The 17,483-nt window shown below is 63.4% G+C and carries 10 protein-coding genes and 1 tRNA gene; 6 read left to right on the top strand and 5 right to left on the bottom strand.

Going from position 1 to position 17,483, the window contains the following annotated elements; genetic code table 11:
* Positions 1-4: 4 nt before the first annotated feature.
* The gene (locus NKI59_RS00055; protein WP_352701630.1) at positions 5-712 is read left to right on the top strand and encodes an SDR family NAD(P)-dependent oxidoreductase; all 708 of its coding nucleotides are present in this window, start codon (positions 5-7) and stop codon (positions 710-712) included.
* A gap of 104 nt (positions 713-816) precedes the next feature.
* On the opposite strand, the gene rpsA is transcribed toward NKI59_RS00055, so the two are convergent.
* The 4 genes from rpsA to aroA all read right to left on the bottom strand — a co-directional run bounded on the left by rpsA (position 817) and on the right by aroA (position 6,126).
* Entirely contained in the window at positions 817-2,514 is a 1,698-nt protein-coding gene (gene rpsA, locus NKI59_RS00050) for a 30S ribosomal protein S1 (RefSeq protein WP_023676278.1), read from the bottom strand.
* A 205-nt stretch (positions 2,515-2,719) separates the two neighbouring features.
* Positions 2,720-3,370, bottom strand: a complete 651-nt coding sequence (cmk, locus tag NKI59_RS00045; RefSeq protein ID WP_352701628.1) for a (d)CMP kinase — start codon at positions 3,368-3,370, stop codon at positions 2,720-2,722.
* Between the two features lie 223 nt (positions 3,371-3,593).
* Positions 3,594-4,523 carry an IS110 family RNA-guided transposase gene (locus NKI59_RS00040; protein ID WP_352701626.1) on the bottom strand — a complete coding sequence of 310 codons (930 nt, stop codon included), beginning with the start codon at positions 4,521-4,523 and terminating at the stop codon, positions 3,594-3,596.
* Positions 4,524-4,767: 244 nt separating this feature from the next.
* Complete coding sequence (aroA, locus tag NKI59_RS00035) at positions 4,768-6,126, bottom strand: 3-phosphoshikimate 1-carboxyvinyltransferase (protein WP_352701624.1); 1,359 nt, start codon at positions 6,124-6,126, stop codon at positions 4,768-4,770.
* Positions 6,127-6,320: 194 nt separating this feature from the next.
* Between aroA and NKI59_RS00030 the strand changes: the two genes are divergently transcribed.
* Positions 6,321-6,710, top strand: a complete 390-nt coding sequence (locus NKI59_RS00030; protein ID WP_352701622.1) for a TIGR02300 family protein — start codon at positions 6,321-6,323, stop codon at positions 6,708-6,710.
* 163 nt (positions 6,711-6,873) lie between these two features.
* A tRNA-Ala gene (locus tag NKI59_RS00025) sits at positions 6,874-6,949 on the top strand.
* 229 nt (positions 6,950-7,178) lie between these two features.
* On the opposite strand, the gene NKI59_RS00020 is transcribed toward NKI59_RS00025, so the two are convergent.
* Positions 7,179-7,481 (bottom strand): hypothetical protein, encoded by a 303-nt coding sequence (locus tag NKI59_RS00020; protein ID WP_352701619.1) that lies wholly within the window; start codon positions 7,479-7,481, stop codon positions 7,179-7,181.
* A 287-nt stretch (positions 7,482-7,768) separates the two neighbouring features.
* On the opposite strand from NKI59_RS00020, the gene NKI59_RS00015 reads away from it, so the two are divergent.
* The 3 genes from NKI59_RS00015 (at position 7,769) to NKI59_RS00005 (ending at position 17,248) form a co-directional block, all read left to right on the top strand.
* Complete coding sequence (locus tag NKI59_RS00015; protein ID WP_352702246.1) at positions 7,769-13,480, top strand: HAMP domain-containing protein; 5,712 nt, start codon at positions 7,769-7,771, stop codon at positions 13,478-13,480.
* A gap of 52 nt (positions 13,481-13,532) precedes the next feature.
* Positions 13,533-15,599, top strand: a complete 2,067-nt coding sequence (locus NKI59_RS00010; protein WP_352701617.1) for a PAS domain-containing hybrid sensor histidine kinase/response regulator — start codon at positions 13,533-13,535, stop codon at positions 15,597-15,599.
* Between the two features lie 149 nt (positions 15,600-15,748).
* Positions 15,749-17,248 carry a helicase HerA domain-containing protein gene (locus NKI59_RS00005; protein ID WP_352701615.1) on the top strand — a complete coding sequence of 500 codons (1,500 nt, stop codon included), beginning with the start codon at positions 15,749-15,751 and terminating at the stop codon, positions 17,246-17,248.
* Positions 17,249-17,483 lie beyond the last annotated feature (235 nt).

Below are 17,483 nucleotides of genomic sequence, written 5' to 3'. Positions count from 1 at the left end.
GAATATGACGGAAACACTGGACGGCAGACATATCGTGGTGACCGGCGGCACCGGTGCCCTTGGCGGCGCGGTCGTAGGAAAACTGCTGGAGCAGGGCGCGATCTGCCATGTGCCCAATGCCCACGCTGCCGCGCCTGCGCATTTTCCCTTTCCGGCGCATGACCGCGTCAGGCTGGCGCACAATGTCGACCTTGCCGACCCTGCCAAGGTCGACGCCTTCTATGCCAGCGTTCCAAATTTATGGGCATCGGTGCATCTTGCCGGCGGCTTCACCGCGGCGCCGGTCGAGAAGATCGAACCCGCCTCCTTCGCCGAGATGATGGACACCAATGCCCGCACCACCTTTCTGTGCTGCCGCGCGGCGATACGCTCGATGCTGGGATCTTCCGTGCCGGGCCGCATCGTCAATGTCACCGCGCGAGCCGGGCTCGATCCGCGGCGCGGCTCCGGCAAGGTGGCCTATGCCGCCGCCAAGGCGGCAGTCGCCGCGATGACCGTGGCGATAGCCGAAGAGCTGAAGGGCAACGGCATCCTGGTCAACGCCGTGGCGCCTTCGACACTCGACACGCCGGCCAACCGGGCTGACATGCCGAACGCAGATTTCAGCAGATGGGTCAGCCTTGAAGCGGCGGCCGAGGCCATTGCCTACCTTGCCTCGCCGGCCAACATGGCGATCAGCGGCACGCTGGTGCCACTCTACGGCCGGGCCTGAGCCTGAGGTCCGTCGCAAGCAAAGGTCACAAGCAAAAGCCCCGCCGGATCGTTCCGGCGGGGCTTTTTGTTTCGTTTATAACCCGCGCGAGGCGCGGTCTTGGCTTAGCTGCCCTGCTTCTTCAGCGCGGCACCCAGGATGTCGCCCAGCGAAGCGCCGGAGTCGGTCGAACCGTATTGGGCGACCGCTTCCTTCTCTTCGGCGATTTCCAGCGCCTTGATCGAGACCTGCAGCTTGCGGGTCTTCTTGTCGAAGGCGATGACGCGGGCGTCGACTTTCTGGCCGACGGTGAAGCGCTCGGGGCGCTGCTCGTCGCGGTCACGGCTGAGGTCGGAGCGCTTGATGAAGGTCTCGATGCCGCTGTCGACCAGCCGCACTTCCAGACCGCCATCCTTCACGCCGATAACCTCGCAGGTGACGACTGCGTTCTTGCGCAGTTCGCCTGACGTCGCTGCTTCGCCGACCGTATCCTTGGCCAGTTGCTTGATGCCGAGCGAGATGCGTTCCTTGTCGATGTCGACGTCGAGCACCTGCGCCTTGACCATGTCGCCGCGATTGTACTCCTCGATCACCTGCTCGCCAGGACGGGTCCAGTCGAGGTCGGAAAGGTGGACCATGCCGTCGACGTCGCCTTCGAGGCCGATGAACAGGCCGAACTCGGTCTTGTTCTTGACCTCGCCCTCAACCTGGCTGCCGACCGGGTGGCTGCGCGCGAAGGCCTCCCACGGGTTCTCCAGCGTCTGCTTGAGGCCGAGCGAGATGCGGCGCTTGGCCGGATCGACTTCGAGCACCACCACGTCGACTTCCTGCGTCGTCGACAGGATCTTGCCGGGATGCACGTTCTTCTTGGTCCACGACATTTCCGAAACGTGGATGAGGCCTTCGATGCCCGGCTCCAGCTCGACGAACGCGCCGTAGTCGGTGATGTTGGTGACGGTACCCTTGATCTTCTTGCCGATCGGGAACTTGGTGCCGATCTCGGACCACGGATCGCTCTCGAGCTGCTTCATCCCGAGCGAGATGCGGTGGGTTTCCTGGTTGATGCGGATGATCTGCACCTTGACCGTCTGGCCGATATTGAGGATTTCGGTCGGATGGTTGACGCGGCGCCATGCCATGTCGGTGACGTGCAGAAGGCCGTCGATGCCGCCGAGGTCGACGAACGCACCATAGTCGGTGATGTTCTTGACGACGCCTTCGACCACCTGGCCTTCTTCGAGGTTCTGCACGATTTCCGAACGCTGTTCGGCGCGGCTTTCCTCGAGCACGGTGCGGCGCGACACCACGATGTTGCCGCGGCGGCGATCCATCTTGAGGATCTCGAAGGGCTGCGGGTTGTGCATCAGCGGCGAGACGTCGCGGATCGGGCGGATGTCGACCTGGCTGCGCGGCAGGAAGGCCACGGCACCGTCGAGGTCGACGGTGAAGCCGCCCTTGACCTGGTTGAAGATGACGCCTTCGACGCGTTCGCCCTTGGTGAACTTCTCTTCGAGACGGACCCAGCTCTCTTCGCGGCGGGCCTTTTCGCGCGACAGCATGGCTTCGCCAAGCGCGTTCTCGATACGCTCGACATAGACCTCGACCGTGTCGCCGACCTTGAGCGTCGTGTCCTTGCCCTTGACGCCGAATTCCTTCAGCGGCACGCGGCCTTCGACCTTGAGGCCGACGTCGATGATGGCCATGTCCTTCTCAATGGCGGTGATGATGCCCTTGACGACCTGGCCTTCGCCGGAATGGCCGGCGGAAAATGATTCTTCGAGCAGGCTCGCGAAATCATCGCGAGTGGGATTTGCAACTGACATAGTTTCTCCTGGAATGCCCCGCAATCTGTCGCGGGGCGGGCGCCGTGGGTTAGCGTTGCGTTGGCCTGCCGGCGTTCCGGGCAAAAAGCCCTTGGCCGCCCTTGAGCGGCAATTCCGGCGCATGAAGAATGCTAGCAGGCTGGTTCATACCCGATATGGGAAGTCTTTTTGTCGCCGGCAATCGGCGGCGGCAGGAAAACCCGGCTCAGGCTTCGTTTCTCTTGGCCAGGACATCGTCGATGATCGCCTGAGCTGCCAGAAACGCGGCTTCTATAGCCATTTCCGACGTGTCGAGCAAGTGCGCATCGGCCGCCGGCTTCAAGGGCGAGTCCATGCGGCCCATGTCGCGCTCGTCGCGGCGCACGATGTCGGCAAGGATTTCGTCGAAATTGGCAGTGCCGCCGATGCTCTCGATTTCGTCCAGCCGCCGCTTTGCCCGCACCTCGGCGCTGGCCGTGACATAGAGTTTTACGTCGGCATCGGGACAGACGACGGTGCCGATGTCGCGGCCGTCGAGCACCGCACCAGGCGGTGTTCTTGCGAAGTCACGCTGTTTCTCGACCAGGATGCGCCGCACCGACGGGATCACTGCCACTTTCGAAGCCGCCTCGCCGACCGCGTGTGCCGAAAGCATGGCGCGGTCGAGCTTTGCCAGATCGACCTGCCGGGCCGCGGTTTCAGCGGCCGAAACATTGTCGAGCGGCAGGCCGAGCCGAAGCAGCGCATGCGCCACTGCGCGATAGGTAAGGCCTGTGTCGAGCAGGTTCAGCCGGTAGTGGTCGGCGAGCCGCCGGGCGAGGGTGCCTTTGCCGGCACCGGCAGGGCCGTCGATGGCGATGGTGAAAGTTGAGGTCATTGGCCGCCCACCGGAATCGAAAAGCGCAATGATCCAGATAGGCGTGGCGATCCTTCGCGCCCTCCTCTGTCCTGCCGGACATCTCCCCCACTTGGGGGGAGATCGGCGGCCATCGCGGCTTTCGCCAATTGTCTACGTCGCAGGATTGAGCGGAGCGCCGAAGCTGCCAATCTCCCTCCTTGTGGGGGAGATGTCCGGCAGGACAGAGCGACTGTCTTGGCTGTCAAGCTGTTTGCCATGGTTTTTGGTCCCGGACGATTGCGTTGAGGATCGTGAGAAGCTTGCGCATTGTGGCCACGACGGCGACGATCTTCGGCTTGCCGGCCTTGATCAGGCGGTCGCGGAAAGCCTTGAGCGTGGGGTTATGCCTGATGGCGACGAGGGCGGCCATGAAGAGGACGGCGCGCACATGGCTCCTGCCGCCGCCGATGAAGCTCTTGCCGCGCCATTTGCCGGACTGCCTCGTCCATGGCGCAAGGCCGGCGAGCGCGGCGATCTGGCGGCGATCGAGGCTGCCCAGTTCCGGCATTTCGGCAATCAGGCTGCGGGCAACGACAGGACCGACGCCCGGCACGGAGGAGAGCAGCTTTTCATTGACCCGCCAGACTGGAGACTTGCGGATATGACCGTCAATGTCGCCATCGAGGCTCGCCAGCTCACGCCGAAGCGCGACGAGCAGCCGGTGGATGCTCTTTTGCGCCTGTTTCGCGATGACCGTGCGAGCACGGTTCTCCTCCGCTACGATCATCTGCACGATCTGACGCCGGCGGGCGACGAGCTCGGCCAGGGCCTCGGTTTCGGCGTCGCGCAATGGCCGCAATTGCGGCCTGGTCGCGGCGATGAAAGCGGCAATGACGGCGGCATCGATCGGGTCGGTCTTGGCCCGCTTGCCGAGTGCATTGGCATAGGCGCGCACCTGCGCCGGATTGACCACGACAATCGCCAGGCCGGCGCCTGCCAAGGCGGCGACCGCCAGTCTCTCGAAGCTGCCTGTCGACTCCAATCCGACAACGGCCGGCGAAAGGGCTGCCAGCCGCCGAACCAGATCCTCCACCCCGGCGTGGTCATTCTCCACCGAGAACGCCTCGCCGGACGGCAAAACATGCACGTCGAGCCGATCCTTGGAAACGTCGATGCCAACAATGATTTCCATCCTGTCCCATCCTTGCCTAATCGGGCTTCGCTTGCGGCCCAGGCGACTGTTCGGGTTCGATGGAACGGCGGACGAAGACCCTTGCTCTCCCACGGGCTCGATCACCCAAAGATGCTCCGGTCTCCCGTCCGCCACCGCACCTGCCTTCATAGCAGAGTCGGCAAGAAACAAGTTACAAGGGGGGCGCTGTCCCGCCGACGTTCCAGTTTGGCCCCAACCCCCAAGGCTATTGATTGCTATCAAGTTACTCGATCTCCGCACCCAGCCCCTTCATCAGCCCCATGAACTCCGGAAAGCTCGTTGCGATCATCGCCTGGTCGTCGATGGTTACCGGTTTTTCCGTCGCCAGCCCCATCACCAGGAAGCTCATGGCGATGCGGTGGTCGAGATGGGTCTGGACGACAGTGCCCTGTCCGTTGGGATGCTGGCCGAGGCCCTTGCCGCCGGGTTTTCCGCGCACGACAAGCGAGGCCTCGCCTTCGCTGCAATCGACGCCATTGAGCTTCAGCCCGTTGGCGACCGCCGACAGCCGGTCGGATTCCTTCACCCGCAGCTCTTCCAGGCCAAGCATCAGCGTTTCGCCCTCGGCGAAGCTGGCCGCCACGGCAAGCACCGGATACTCGTCGATCATGGTCGGCGCCCGTTCGGGCGGCACGGTGACGCCTTTCAACTCGGAGTAACGCACGCGCAGATCGGCAACATCCTCGCCGCCTTCGTTGCGCGGGTCGATTATGTCGATGCGCGCGCCCATTTCCTGCAGCGTCAACAGAAGTCCGGTGCGGGTCGGGTTCATCAGCACGTTTTCGATTGTAATGTCCGAGCCCGGCACGATCAGCGCCGCCACCAGCGGGAAGCCGGCCGAGGAGGGGTCGCTAGGCACCGCGATCGTCTGTCCCGTGAGCTTGCCCTGGCCTTCGATGAAAATGTGGCGCACGCCGCGCTCGTCGGTCTCGACCGACAGATTGGCGCCGAACCCCTTGAGCATCTTTTCGGTGTGGTCGCGCGTCATAACCGGCTCGATGACGGTGGTGATGCCCGGCGTGTTCAGCCCAGCCAGCAGCACCGCCGACTTGACCTGTGCCGATGCCATCGGCACGCGGTAGGTGATCGGCGCGGCGTGCTTGGGCCCGTGCAGCGTGATCGGCATGCGGTCGCCGGGCGTCGCCTTCAGCACCTGCACGCCCATCTGGCGGAGCGGTTCGAGCACCCGGCCCATCGGCCGGCCGGACAGCGAGGCGTCGCCGATGAAGGTGGTTTCCATGTCATAGGTGCCGACCAGGCCCATGGTGAGGCGTGAGCCCGTGCCGGCATTGCCGAAATCGAGCGGGCCTTCCGGCTGCAGCAGCGCGCCGTTGCCGGTACCGCGGATCACCCACTCAGTGCCATGCTTCTCGATATGGGCGCCCATGGCCTTCATGGCAGCGCCCGTACGCATCACATCCTCGCCTTCCAGCAGCCCGGTGATGCGGGTTTCGCCGGAGGCCAGGCCACCGAACATAAACGAGCGGTGCGAGATCGACTTGTCGCCCGGCACCCGTGCCGCGCCTGAAAGGCCAGATGATTTGCGGGCGGTGGCCTGCTTCGGGGCGGCAGTGTGCGACATGGTTCTTTCCTGGAAACGCCGGCGGCCGGCCATTTTCTGCTGGTTTGCGGGGTCTCCTATCATGGCGTACCGAAATGGTCATCCCCTTGGTATGAAGGCCTTCGAATTCAAGCTTTTTGGGACGCCGGCTTTTCGCTTTGACAGCGCCGTAAACTCTGGTTAAGGGGACCAAACTTTCATCGACGAGGCTTGCTGTGGCAAAACCCGAACTTGGCACCAAACGCATCGACCCGGAGACGGGTCGAAAATTCTATGACTTGAACAAGGACCCGATCGTCTCGCCTTACACGGGCAAGAGCTATCCGCGCTCCTATTTCGAGGAAGGCAAGATCGCCGCCCTCGAGGAGGAAGAGGAAGTTGCCGAGAAGGAAGTGGACGCCGAGGAGGAAGAGGGCGTCGAGGTCGTCTCGCTCGAAGAGGCGGACGAGGACGCGAAGGCCGACGAGCTTCCCGATCTCGGCGCTGACGAAGACGACGTTGACCTTGGCGATGACGAGGATGACACGTTCCTCGCCGACGAGGAGGAAGAAGACGACGACGTTGCCGACATGATCGGCGTCGGCGAAGACGACGACGAAGTCTGAGCGAACCGCATTCGCCGGCTTTCGCGGCGCTGCCTAGAAAAAGCGGTTCTTGAAGGCTTGATATTGACTGAAGGCGGGGTTAGAAGCCGCCTTCACTAACGGCGCGGTCTAGAACCCGCGCCGGATCTCTTCGCCGGAAACGGCGCCGGTGAACTGCCGGAGTGGGGCCATAGCTCAGTTGGGAGAGCGCTTGAATGGCATTCAAGAGGTCGTCGGTTCGATTCCGATTGGCTCCACCAGTTCTCTCCGCGAAAATCAGCAGAACGGCCGCCCGCCCGTCCGGGCTGGCCGCCGCCTGTCGCAGAACCTAGCTGAGACTAGTTAATCGGCCGCCCGGCTTGGGCTCGCCGATCCATTCAGAAGTAATGAGCCCCTGCCCGGTCTGTGCATGTTTCTGGCTGTGGTTTGAACCGCGAGCACCGGTCTGGACCAGGCAGCGGGCTGAAATGAGGGCTGAGCAAAACTCCGTTACTTATTGCAGTTCTGCATATCCGACGTCATGGCGCCGCTGGGGGTATTGTTGTCGGTATCGCTGCTCGCCGTATCCTTACAGCGGTCCTCCATACCGTTTGTCTGCGGCGTGGTGGCGTTCGTTGCGTTCGGATCGATCGTGTTCGGGGTAGTTGCGCTGCCGGTCCCGGTGTTGCCGCCGGAAGTGCCTGTGTTGACGCCGGTATTGGGGTCGTTATTGGTCCCGGAGCCCATGGATTGTGCCATGGCAGATGTGGCCAGGCCGATAGCAAGTAGGGATGCAGAGAGAATTTTCATCATCTTAGTGTCTCCATCGAGTTGCATCGCTCTATCGCGATCTATACCAACGAGAGTTTTTTCGAGATGTTCCGTTGGACAGAAATAGTGATCGATACAATCACTATGGATCTTTGTTGTTCGTCGTTTCATGAATTCGGCCGCGAAATTCGGGCCGCATCGCGGCAATTTCGTCTGGAACCAAATGGAGCACGCCGCGTTGTTGCGCTTGCGGGGAGTTGTGTCGGCCGCAGGGGACAGTTTCACTAGGACATTCAAGAAATCCGTGAGCTGGGAGGGGCGCTGTGAGCGTGCTTGCATCCACAAGGCAATTGGACCACCGTCAAATACTGAACGCGCTGAAGGCTTTTCGGAGCGGTGATTTCTCCGTTCGTATCGACAATGTCTACGCCGGCCTTGATTCCGAGATCGCCGACACCTTCAACGAAATCGTAGAACTCAACGATCAGGTCACGCGCGAGTTCGAACGCCTCAGCAAGGTCGTCGGCAAGGATGGCCGGATCGGCGAACGCGGCCGTGTCCGCAACGCCACCGGCAGCTGGGAATCGAGCGTCCGTTCCGTCAACGATCTGATCGAGGACATGGTTCAGCCGACGGCCGAAGTGGCGCGCGTCATCGGCGCGGTCGCCAAAGGCGACCTGTCGCAGATGATGATGGTCGAAATCGACGGCCGGCAGCTGCGCGGCGAGTTTCTGCGCATCGGCAAGATCGTCAACACCATGGTCGGGCAACTGGCCTCCTTCGCCTCGGAAGTGACGCGCGTGGCGCGCGAGGTCGGCACCGAAGGCAAGCTCGGCGGCCAGGCCCGCGTGAAAGGTGTGGCCGGGACCTGGAAGGACCTGACCGACAACGTCAACGCCATGGCGACGAACCTGACCGGGCAGGTGCGCAACATCGCCGAGGTGACGACCGCCGTCGCTTCCGGCGACCTGTCGAAGAAGATTACCGTCGACGTGAAAGGCGAAATCCTCGAACTCAAGAACACCATCAACACGATGGTCGACCAGCTCAATTCCTTCGCCTCGGAAGTGACGCGCGTCGCGCGCGAAGTCGGTACAGAAGGCAAGCTCGGCGGCCAGGCGCGCGTCGAAGGTGTCGGCGGCACCTGGAAGGACCTGACCGACAACGTCAACCTGATGGCCGAGAACCTGACCGGCCAGGTGCGCAATATAGCCGAGGTGACGACGGCTGTGGCGCTTGGCGACCTGTCGAAGAAGATCACGGTCGACGTCAAGGGCGAGATCCTCGAACTGAAATCGACCATCAACACCATGGTCGACCAGCTGAACTCATTTGCCGGCGAGGTGACGCGTGTCGCCCGCGAAGTCGGCACTGAGGGCAAGCTCGGCGGCCAGGCTCAGGTGCGCGGCGTCGCCGGCACCTGGAAGGACCTGACCGACAACGTCAATTCGATGGCCGAGAACCTGACCGGCCAGGTCCGCAACATCGCCGAGGTGACGACCGCCGTCGCTTCGGGCGACTTGTCGAAGAAGATCACTGTCGCCGTGCAGGGCGAAATCCTCGAGCTCAAGGACACCATCAACACGATGGTCGACCAGCTCAATTCCTTCGCTTCGGAAGTGACGCGTGTGGCGCGCGAGGTCGGAACCGAAGGCAAGCTCGGCGGCCAGGCCGAGGTGAAAGGGGTCGGCGGCACCTGGAAAGACCTGACCGATAACGTCAACCTGATGGCCGCCAACCTGACCGGCCAGGTTCGCAACATCGCCGAGGTGACGACCGCCGTTGCCCGCGGCGACCTGTCGAAGAAGATCACCGTCGACGTCAAGGGCGAAATCCTGGAGCTCAAGGATACCGTCAACACGATGGTCGACCAGCTCAATTCCTTCGCCTCGGAAGTGACGCGTGTGGCGCGCGAAGTGGGGTCGGAAGGCAAGCTCGGCGGCCAGGCGCATGTCGAGGGTGTCGGCGGCACCTGGAAGGACCTGACCGACAACGTCAACGCCATGGCCGGAAATCTGACCGTGCAGTTGCGCGACGTCTCCAAGGTGGCGACGGCAATTGCGACCGGCGATTTGACCCAGAAGATCACCGTCGATGCGCTGGGCGAGATCCTGCAGATCAAGGACGTCATCAACACGATGGTCGACCAGCTGAATTCCTTCGCTTCCGAGGTGACGCGCGTGGCGCGCGAGGTCGGTTCGGACGGCAAGCTCGGCGGCCAGGCGCAGGTGCGCGGCGTTGCCGGCACCTGGAAGGACTTGACCGACAATGTCAATGCGATGGCCGCCAACCTGACCGGCCAGGTGCGCAACATCGCCGAGGTGACGACTGCGGTGGCGCTGGGCGACCTGTCGAAGAAGATCACGGTCGATGTGCGCGGCGAGATCCTCGAGCTCAAGGACACCATCAATACGATGGTCGACCAGCTGAATTCCTTTGCCTCGGAGGTGACGCGCGTTGCGCGCGAGGTCGGCACCGAAGGCAAGCTCGGCGGCCAAGCGCAGGTGCGCGGCGTTGCCGGCACCTGGAAGGATCTGACCGACAATGTGAATTCGATGGCCGAGAACCTGACCGGCCAGGTCCGCAACATCGCCGAGGTGACCACCGCTGTGGCGCGCGGCGACCTGTCGAAGAAGATCACCGTCGACGTCAAGGGCGAGATCCTGGAGCTGAAATCGACGATCAACACCATGGTCGACCAGCTGAACTCCTTTGCCGGCGAAGTGACGCGTGTCGCCCGCGAGGTCGGCACCGAGGGCAAGCTCGGCGGCCAGGCGCGGGTCGAGGGCGTTGCCGGCACCTGGAAGGACCTGACCGACAACGTCAACTTGATGGCGACGAACCTGACCAACCAGGTGCGCGGCATCGCCGATGTCGTGACCGCGGTCGCGCAAGGCAATCTCAAGCGCAAGCTGACGGTCGATGCCAAGGGCGAGATCGCCTCGCTCGCCGACACCATCAATGGCATGATCGAGACGCTGGCGACCTTCGCCGACCAGGTGACCAACGTCGCCCGCGAAGTGGGCATCGAAGGCAAGCTCGGCGGCCAGGCCCGGGTGCCCGGCGCTGCCGGCCTTTGGCGCGACCTGACCGACAATGTCAATCAGCTCGCGGCCAACCTGACCACCCAGGTGCGCGCCATCGCCGAGGTGTCGACGGCGGTGACCAAGGGCGATCTGACCCGCTCGATCAGCGTCCAGGCCTCCGGCGAGGTGGCGGCGCTGAAAGACAACATCAACGAGATGATCCGCAATTTGAAGGACCAGACGCTGAAGAATGCCGAGCAGGACTGGCTGAAGACCAATCTCGCCCGCTTCTCGCGCATGCTGCAGGGCGAGCGCGACCTGGCCACGATCTCGCGCCTCATCATGTCCGAACTCGCCCCGCTTGTGAATGCGCAATATGGCGTGTTCTACGTGACCAACCGCGACGAGGATGAATTCTATCTGGAGCTCGCCGCCTCCTATGGCGCCGAAAGCAAGGCGGACATCAAGCAACGCCTCGATCTGCGCGAAGGCCTTGTCGGGCAGAGTGCCGCCGACAAGCGCGCCATCATGCTGGACAATGTGCCGCCGAATTTCCTGCGCGTTACCTCCGGCCTTGGCAATGCCGCGCCGGCGAACGTGATCATTCTTCCGGCTCTGTTCGAGGACGAGGTGAAGGCCGTCATCGAACTCGCCTCGTTCAGCGAATTCCGCGACACGCACCAGTCGTTCCTCAACCAGCTGATGGAATCCGTCGGCATCGTTCTCAACACCATCGCCGCCACCATGCGCACCGAAGGCCTGCTCAAGCAGTCGCAGCTGCTGACCTCGGAATTGCAGGCGCGTCAGACCGAACTGACCAAGAAGCAGGAGGAGCTGCACGCCACCAATGAGGAGCTGCAGGAAAAGGCGCAGCTGCTCGAGAACGAAAAGAAGCAGGTGGAGAACAAGAACCTGGAAATCGAGATGGCGCGGCGGGCGCTGGAGGAGAAAGCCGAGCAGCTGGCGCTTACCTCGAAATACAAGTCGGAATTCCTCGCCAATATGAGCCACGAACTGCGCACGCCGCTGAACTCGCTGCTCATCCTTTCAAACCTGCTCGCAACCAACCAGCAGGGCAATCTCAACGACAAGCAGGTCGAGTTCGCGCGCACCATCAATTCGGCCGGCACCGACCTCTTGAGCCTCATCAACGACATCCTCGACCTGTCGAAGATCGAATCGGGCACCGTCTCGATCGATATCAACGATATGCCAGTGGTGCATCTTCGCCAGCATATGGAGCGAACCTTCCGGCAGTTGGCGACCGACAAGGGACTTGGCTTCACCATCAATGTCGACCCCGAGCTTCCGGAGACCGTCCGCACCGACGAGAAGCGCTTGCAGCAGATCGTGCTCAACCTTTTGTCGAACGCCTTCAAGTTCACCTCGCAAGGCGAGGTTCGCTTGAATTTCCGAGCCGAAAAGACGGGCCGTCACAACGGCTCGGTGCAACCGATGGAGGCGCTCGCGATCATGGTCAGCGATACCGGCATCGGTATTCCGCAGGACAAGCAGAAGCTGATTTTCGAGGCCTTCCAGCAGGCCGATGGCACCACAAGCCGCAAATATGGCGGCACCGGGCTTGGGCTCTCGATCAGCCGGGAGATTGCCCGGCTGCTCGGCGGCGAATTGCGGGTCGAGAGCACGCCGGGCAAGGGTTCGACGTTCACTCTGGTCATTCCATTCGACGGACCCCGGATGGCCTTGGCCCCGCAAGCGGCGTTGCTGCCGGCGATGGAAGTGGCCGCGACGACAGCGCAGCCGAGCCCCCCGTCCTCCGAATTGCTCGATGACCGCGACACGATCTCGTCTGAAGATCGGGTCGTGCTGATCGTCGAGGACGACCCGACCTTCGGCGGTTTGCTGCTCGGCCTTGCACGTTCGGCCGGGCTGAAAGGCGTCCTGTCGACTGCGGGCTCCGGCACGCTGGCTTTGGCACGCAAGCTGGTTCCCGACGCGATTACGTTCGATCTCGGACTATCGGATATCGACGGCTGGGTGTTGTTCGATCTGCTTCGCCATGACCCGAAAACCAAGGACATTCCCGTTCATGTCATCTCGGGCGCCGAAGACATCGAGGTGCTTGCCCGCAAGGGGGCATCCAGCATTTCAACCAAGCCTGTATCGTCGGACGAACTGATGAAGGTCTTCCAGGATATTCATTCCAGAAAGCTCCGCGTCCAGAGCCGCGTCCTGATTGCCGATCCCGATCCCGAGCGCCGCCTTTCGCTGATCGAGGTGATCCGCGACGGCGTCACCTCGGTTACGGCGATCGGCCGCGTCGCGGCGAATGCGGACGAAATCGGCATCGCCAACTATGATGCCGTTGTGCTCGGCTTTGGCCGCTCGGCCAAGGACAACGCGCAGATGCTGGATGAGATTGCCGTCCTGTTCGGGCAGTCGGTGTCGCGACTGCTGTTCTTTGCGCCTCATCCGGAAGCGCTGCAACAGTCGCTCGCCTTGCATCCGGCATTGGTGGATGTTCCGCGGGCGGAGAATTTCGCGCAGCTGGCTCTCCTGATGTCGGCAACACTCCCCGGGCGAGGCCACGAAAACGATGGTGCGGCAGCCGAACAGCCGGACAAATTCGACCTCGCCGGCGCAAAGGTCCTCATCGTCGACGACGACATCCGCAACATCTATTCGCTTACCAGCGTTCTCGAGACCTATGACATCCAGGTGCTGCATGCGGAGCGCGGCCGGGAAGGTATCGCGCTTCTGGAGCAGAGCCCGGACATCGATGCGGCACTGATCGATATCATGATGCCGGAAATGGATGGCTACGAGACGATGCGGCAGATCCGCAGCATGCCGGCGATCGCCCATATCCCGTTGATCTCGGTCACAGCCAAGGCAATGAAGGGCGACCGGCAGAAGTGCCTCGACGCCGGCGCCTCCGACTACATCGCCAAGCCTGTCGACCTCGATCTTCTGTTGGCATTGCTGCGTGTCTGGATCGGCCGTTCGCGATCCCGTGTCCATGGTCCGGAAAAGACGCTCATGGCAGTGAACTGACGGCCGCTCGATGCAGAAGCTGTCGAGAAACGGAGCAAGGAAGCTGGAGGTCATGGCGCCGGCAGCGGGGCCGGCAAAGGCGCGCATCCTGGCCGTGGATGACGATGAGCGCAATCTGCTGGCGATCGGCGAGGTTCTGGCCCCTATCGGTGAAGTCGTTTGCGTGCAGTCGGGCGAAGAGGCGTTGCGCGCACTGCTGAAGGAGGATTTCGCGGTCATCCTGCTGGACGTGCTGATGCCCCGGCTGGATGGCTACGAGACCGCGGGATTGATCCGCCAGCGCGAGCAATCCAGGCGAACGCCGATAATTTTTCTCACCGCCATCAACAAGGAAGACGCGCACATGCTGCGCGGCTACGACGCCGGCGCGGTGGATTACGTGTTCAAGCCTTTCGACCCGGCCATGCTGCGTTCCAAGGTTGCCGTGTTCGTGGAACTTCATGAGAAGACGCTCGAAATCCAGCAAAAGGCGGCTGCCGAGCAACGGCTGCTGGCCCAGGCACTGCAAGCGCAGAAGGAAAAGCTCGAGGCCGAGCGGGCGCTGCGCAGCGCACAGGAGCGGCAGCATGCCATTTTGAGCTCTCTTCCGGTCTGCTTCCACGCAAGGGCGGCGGAGCCGCCGTTCGGCGCCAGCTTTGTCACCGAAGGGGTCGAACGCCTGACCGGCTTTCCTGCGGAACGGCTGACCGCCGATCCAGGCTTCGGCCTGAGCCGCGTTCATCCCGACGATCTGCCGAGAGTGAGGGAGGTCCTGCTCGCAGCCAAGGCCACCGGCTCCTACACCTGCGAATTCCGCTGGCAATGCGCCGACGGCAATTACCGGATTTTTCTCGACCAGGGCGTCCTGTCGAATGGCTCCGACGGCCGGAAGCCCGAGATCCTCGGCACATTGCTGGACGTTACCGAGCGGCGCGAGCTTGAGGACCAGCTGCTGCAGTCGCAGCGCCTCGACGCGATCGGCAAGCTTACCGGCGGCCTGGCGCATGATTTCAACAATCTGCTTGCCGCAATTCTCAGCGGATTGGGATTGCTCGAGCGCCATGCCGAGTTCGACGGACAGACCAGGCAGGTTCTGGAACTGACACGCCGGTCGGCAAAACAAGGCGCCGAGCTCGTCAACCGCATGCTTGCCTTCTCGCGCCGCCAGACGCTGAGGCCGCAGGCCGTGCGCCTCGCCGCGCTCGGCGATACAATGAACGGGTTGGTGGCCCCGGTCCTGGGCGGCCTGATCCGTTTCGATTGGCTTGTCGACGACACTGTGTGGCCGGCGCATGTCGATGCCAGCCAGCTGGAGCTCGCGCTGATGAACCTGGTCTTCAACGCGCGCGATGCCATGCCGTCCGGCGGCACGATAATCGTGGAGGCGCAAAATCGAACGCTACGCAGTGCAGCCGAGGATATTTCGGCGGGCGACTATGTCGTGGTCACGGTCAAGGACACGGGGTCGGGCATACCGGCTGACATTCTCGCCAAGGTCGTCGAACCGTTCTTCACCACAAAACCGGTCGGCAAAGGCACTGGCCTCGGTCTGAGCACGGTGCATGGTTTCGTCAAGCAATCGGGCGGCACGCTTCGCATTGAAAGCACCGTCGGCAGTGGAACATCCGTCCAGCTCTGGCTGCCGCGTTCAATCGAGCGCCCGGTCGAAATCCCCGAGAAATCCGATGCCGACGACACCGTCGTGAATGCCGGCGAGGACTATCCATCGGTCCTGCTGATCGACGACAGCAATGTACTACGGGAACTGACGGCGCAATCGCTTCGCCAACACGGCTTTGCGGTGACCTGTGCCGGGGGCGGTGCGGAAGCGCTGGCGATGATCGAGCGGGCGCCGTACGATTTCGATGTCATCGTCACCGATTTTGCCATGCCGCTCGTCTCGGGCCTGGAGGTCATTCGGTTCGCCCGCAATCTGCGGGCCGATTGGCCGGCGGTGATGATAACGGGATATGCCGATGCCGACGCGATCGCCGACCGGCCCCCCGACGTGCCGCTGCTCGGCAAACCGCTGCGCGAAAAGGATCTGGTGGAGAGCATTCTAGCGGCGGCCGCGCGCGCCGGCTCGCAGAAAGCCAGGCAGGCCCAGCCGGTGAAAGGCGGGTACCGGTTTTCGACCTGAAGAGACAAGCCTCATCGAATCGAAACGGTACGTTCCGTATCCTCGATCGTCCGCGACATCCAGCCTGTGCGCAACACGGAGCGCCGGCCATGGCGCGCTCGACGGGCTGTGATGCGGTTGATAAGCCTCTCCGCAAGGAGAGTCGAGACATGACCGTTGCGATCGAGATGGGCCAGACGAGCGCAGGCGCCCCGGCGGCGCTGGATCTTGAGGAACTGCTGGCGACGCGGCTTCTGGTGCAGGGCAATTCGGGCTCCGGCAAGTCCCACCTGCTGCGCCGGCTCTTGGAGCAGAGCGCGCCCTGGGTGCAGCAGACCATCATCGACCCCGAAGGCGACTTCGTGACGCTGGGCGACCGTTTTGGCCATCTGGTGATCGACGCCGAGGAGCATACCGAGCGCGGCCTGCAGAGCGCCGGCGAGCGGGCGCGCATCCACCGCGTCTCCACGGTGCTCAATCTCGAGGGGCTCGACGCCGAGAACCAGATGCGGCGCGCCGCCGCCTTCCTCGGCGGGCTTTTCGAGGTCGCCCGCGACCACTGGTACCCGATGCTGGTGGTGGTGGACGAGGCGCAGCTGTTCGCGCCGGCCGTCGCCGGCGAGGTTTCGGACGAGGCACGCAAGCTCTCGCTCGGCGCCATGACCAATCTGATGTGCCGCGGCCGCAAACGCGGGCTGGCCGGCATCATCGCCACCCAGCGGCTGGCCAAGCTTGCCAAGAACGTCGCCGCCGAGGCTTCCAATTTCCTCATGGGTCGGACTTTTCTCGATATCGACATGGCGCGTGCCGCCGACCTTCTCGGCATGGAGCGCCGCCAGGCCGAGGCTTTTCGCGACCTGGAGCGCGGGCAATTCATGGCGCTCGGCCCGGCGCTGTCGCGCCGTCCGCTCGGCTTGCGCATCGGCCCGACGGATACGAGTCCACGCAATGCGACCCCGCGCCTGATGCCGCTGCCGGAAGCGGCGTTGGAGGATGCCCGCGCGATCATCCTGGCGGCGCCGCCGCCGGAAACCGTGCGGCCGCAGCGCCGCTCGTCGCCGGACCTGCTCGATCAGCTGATGGCAGCAAAATCGGCGGCGCTGGAAATCCGCCCCGAACCGGTGGAGCCGCCGATCAGCGCCGAGGATTTGGCGGAGCGGCGCGAGCGCGTCGACCGGGTGCTGCGCGCCGCGCTGGCGCAACCCGATGCCGGCTTCCGGGTCATCGGCGTGCTTTATCAGGAGTTCGTGGTCCGCTGCCGCATCGAGGGCCTCGCCTCGGTCGTGCCGGACCTGCCCGAGTTCCGCCGCATGCTGACCCGCGCCCGCGCCGGCCTCGGCTCCGACATGGCAGGCGACGACGCCTGGCAGGACGTCTCGGCGCGCGCCTCGCTGCTGCCCGAGGACATGCAAGGCGTGTTCATGATGATCGCTCGCGCCGCCAAGGAGGGCTGGCCCTGCCCGAGCGACGCGGCAATCGCCCGCGCCTACGGCTCGCACTCGCTACGCCGCGCCCGGCGCCTGCTGAGCTATATCGAGGAACAGGGGCTGATCGTCTGCCAGCTCGACGGGGTCGGACGGCGGACAGTGACGCTGGTGGAGCTGGCCTGGGCGACGGCGCCGGGCGATCCGAATGCGGCGGAGGCGGAGCAGGGGAGGGTGGCGGTGTGAGCGGGGACGAACTCACACTGAGAAAGCACCGCTCATCAGGCTGGGGCTAAGTCTGTTTTGCGCCAGGGAACGAACCCGCTCGCGGGAGGGGCGCGGGGTTGAGGCGTGAGCTTCGTTGGCAGCGTCGGTGAGGCTTTAATCGATCAGGGGTGACGGACGGCCATCGGCCTCCGAGCATGAAGTGTCAACCTTCAGCTTGAGAGGAGCATCCGATGACCGTCCCTACGCATCCATC

Source organism: Mesorhizobium sp. M0598 (genome assembly GCF_040320865.1).
GTDB lineage: Bacteria > Pseudomonadota > Alphaproteobacteria > Rhizobiales > Rhizobiaceae > Mesorhizobium.
Note: the sequence above shows the minus strand (reverse complement) of the source record. Positions and strands in the feature narration are given on the sequence as shown.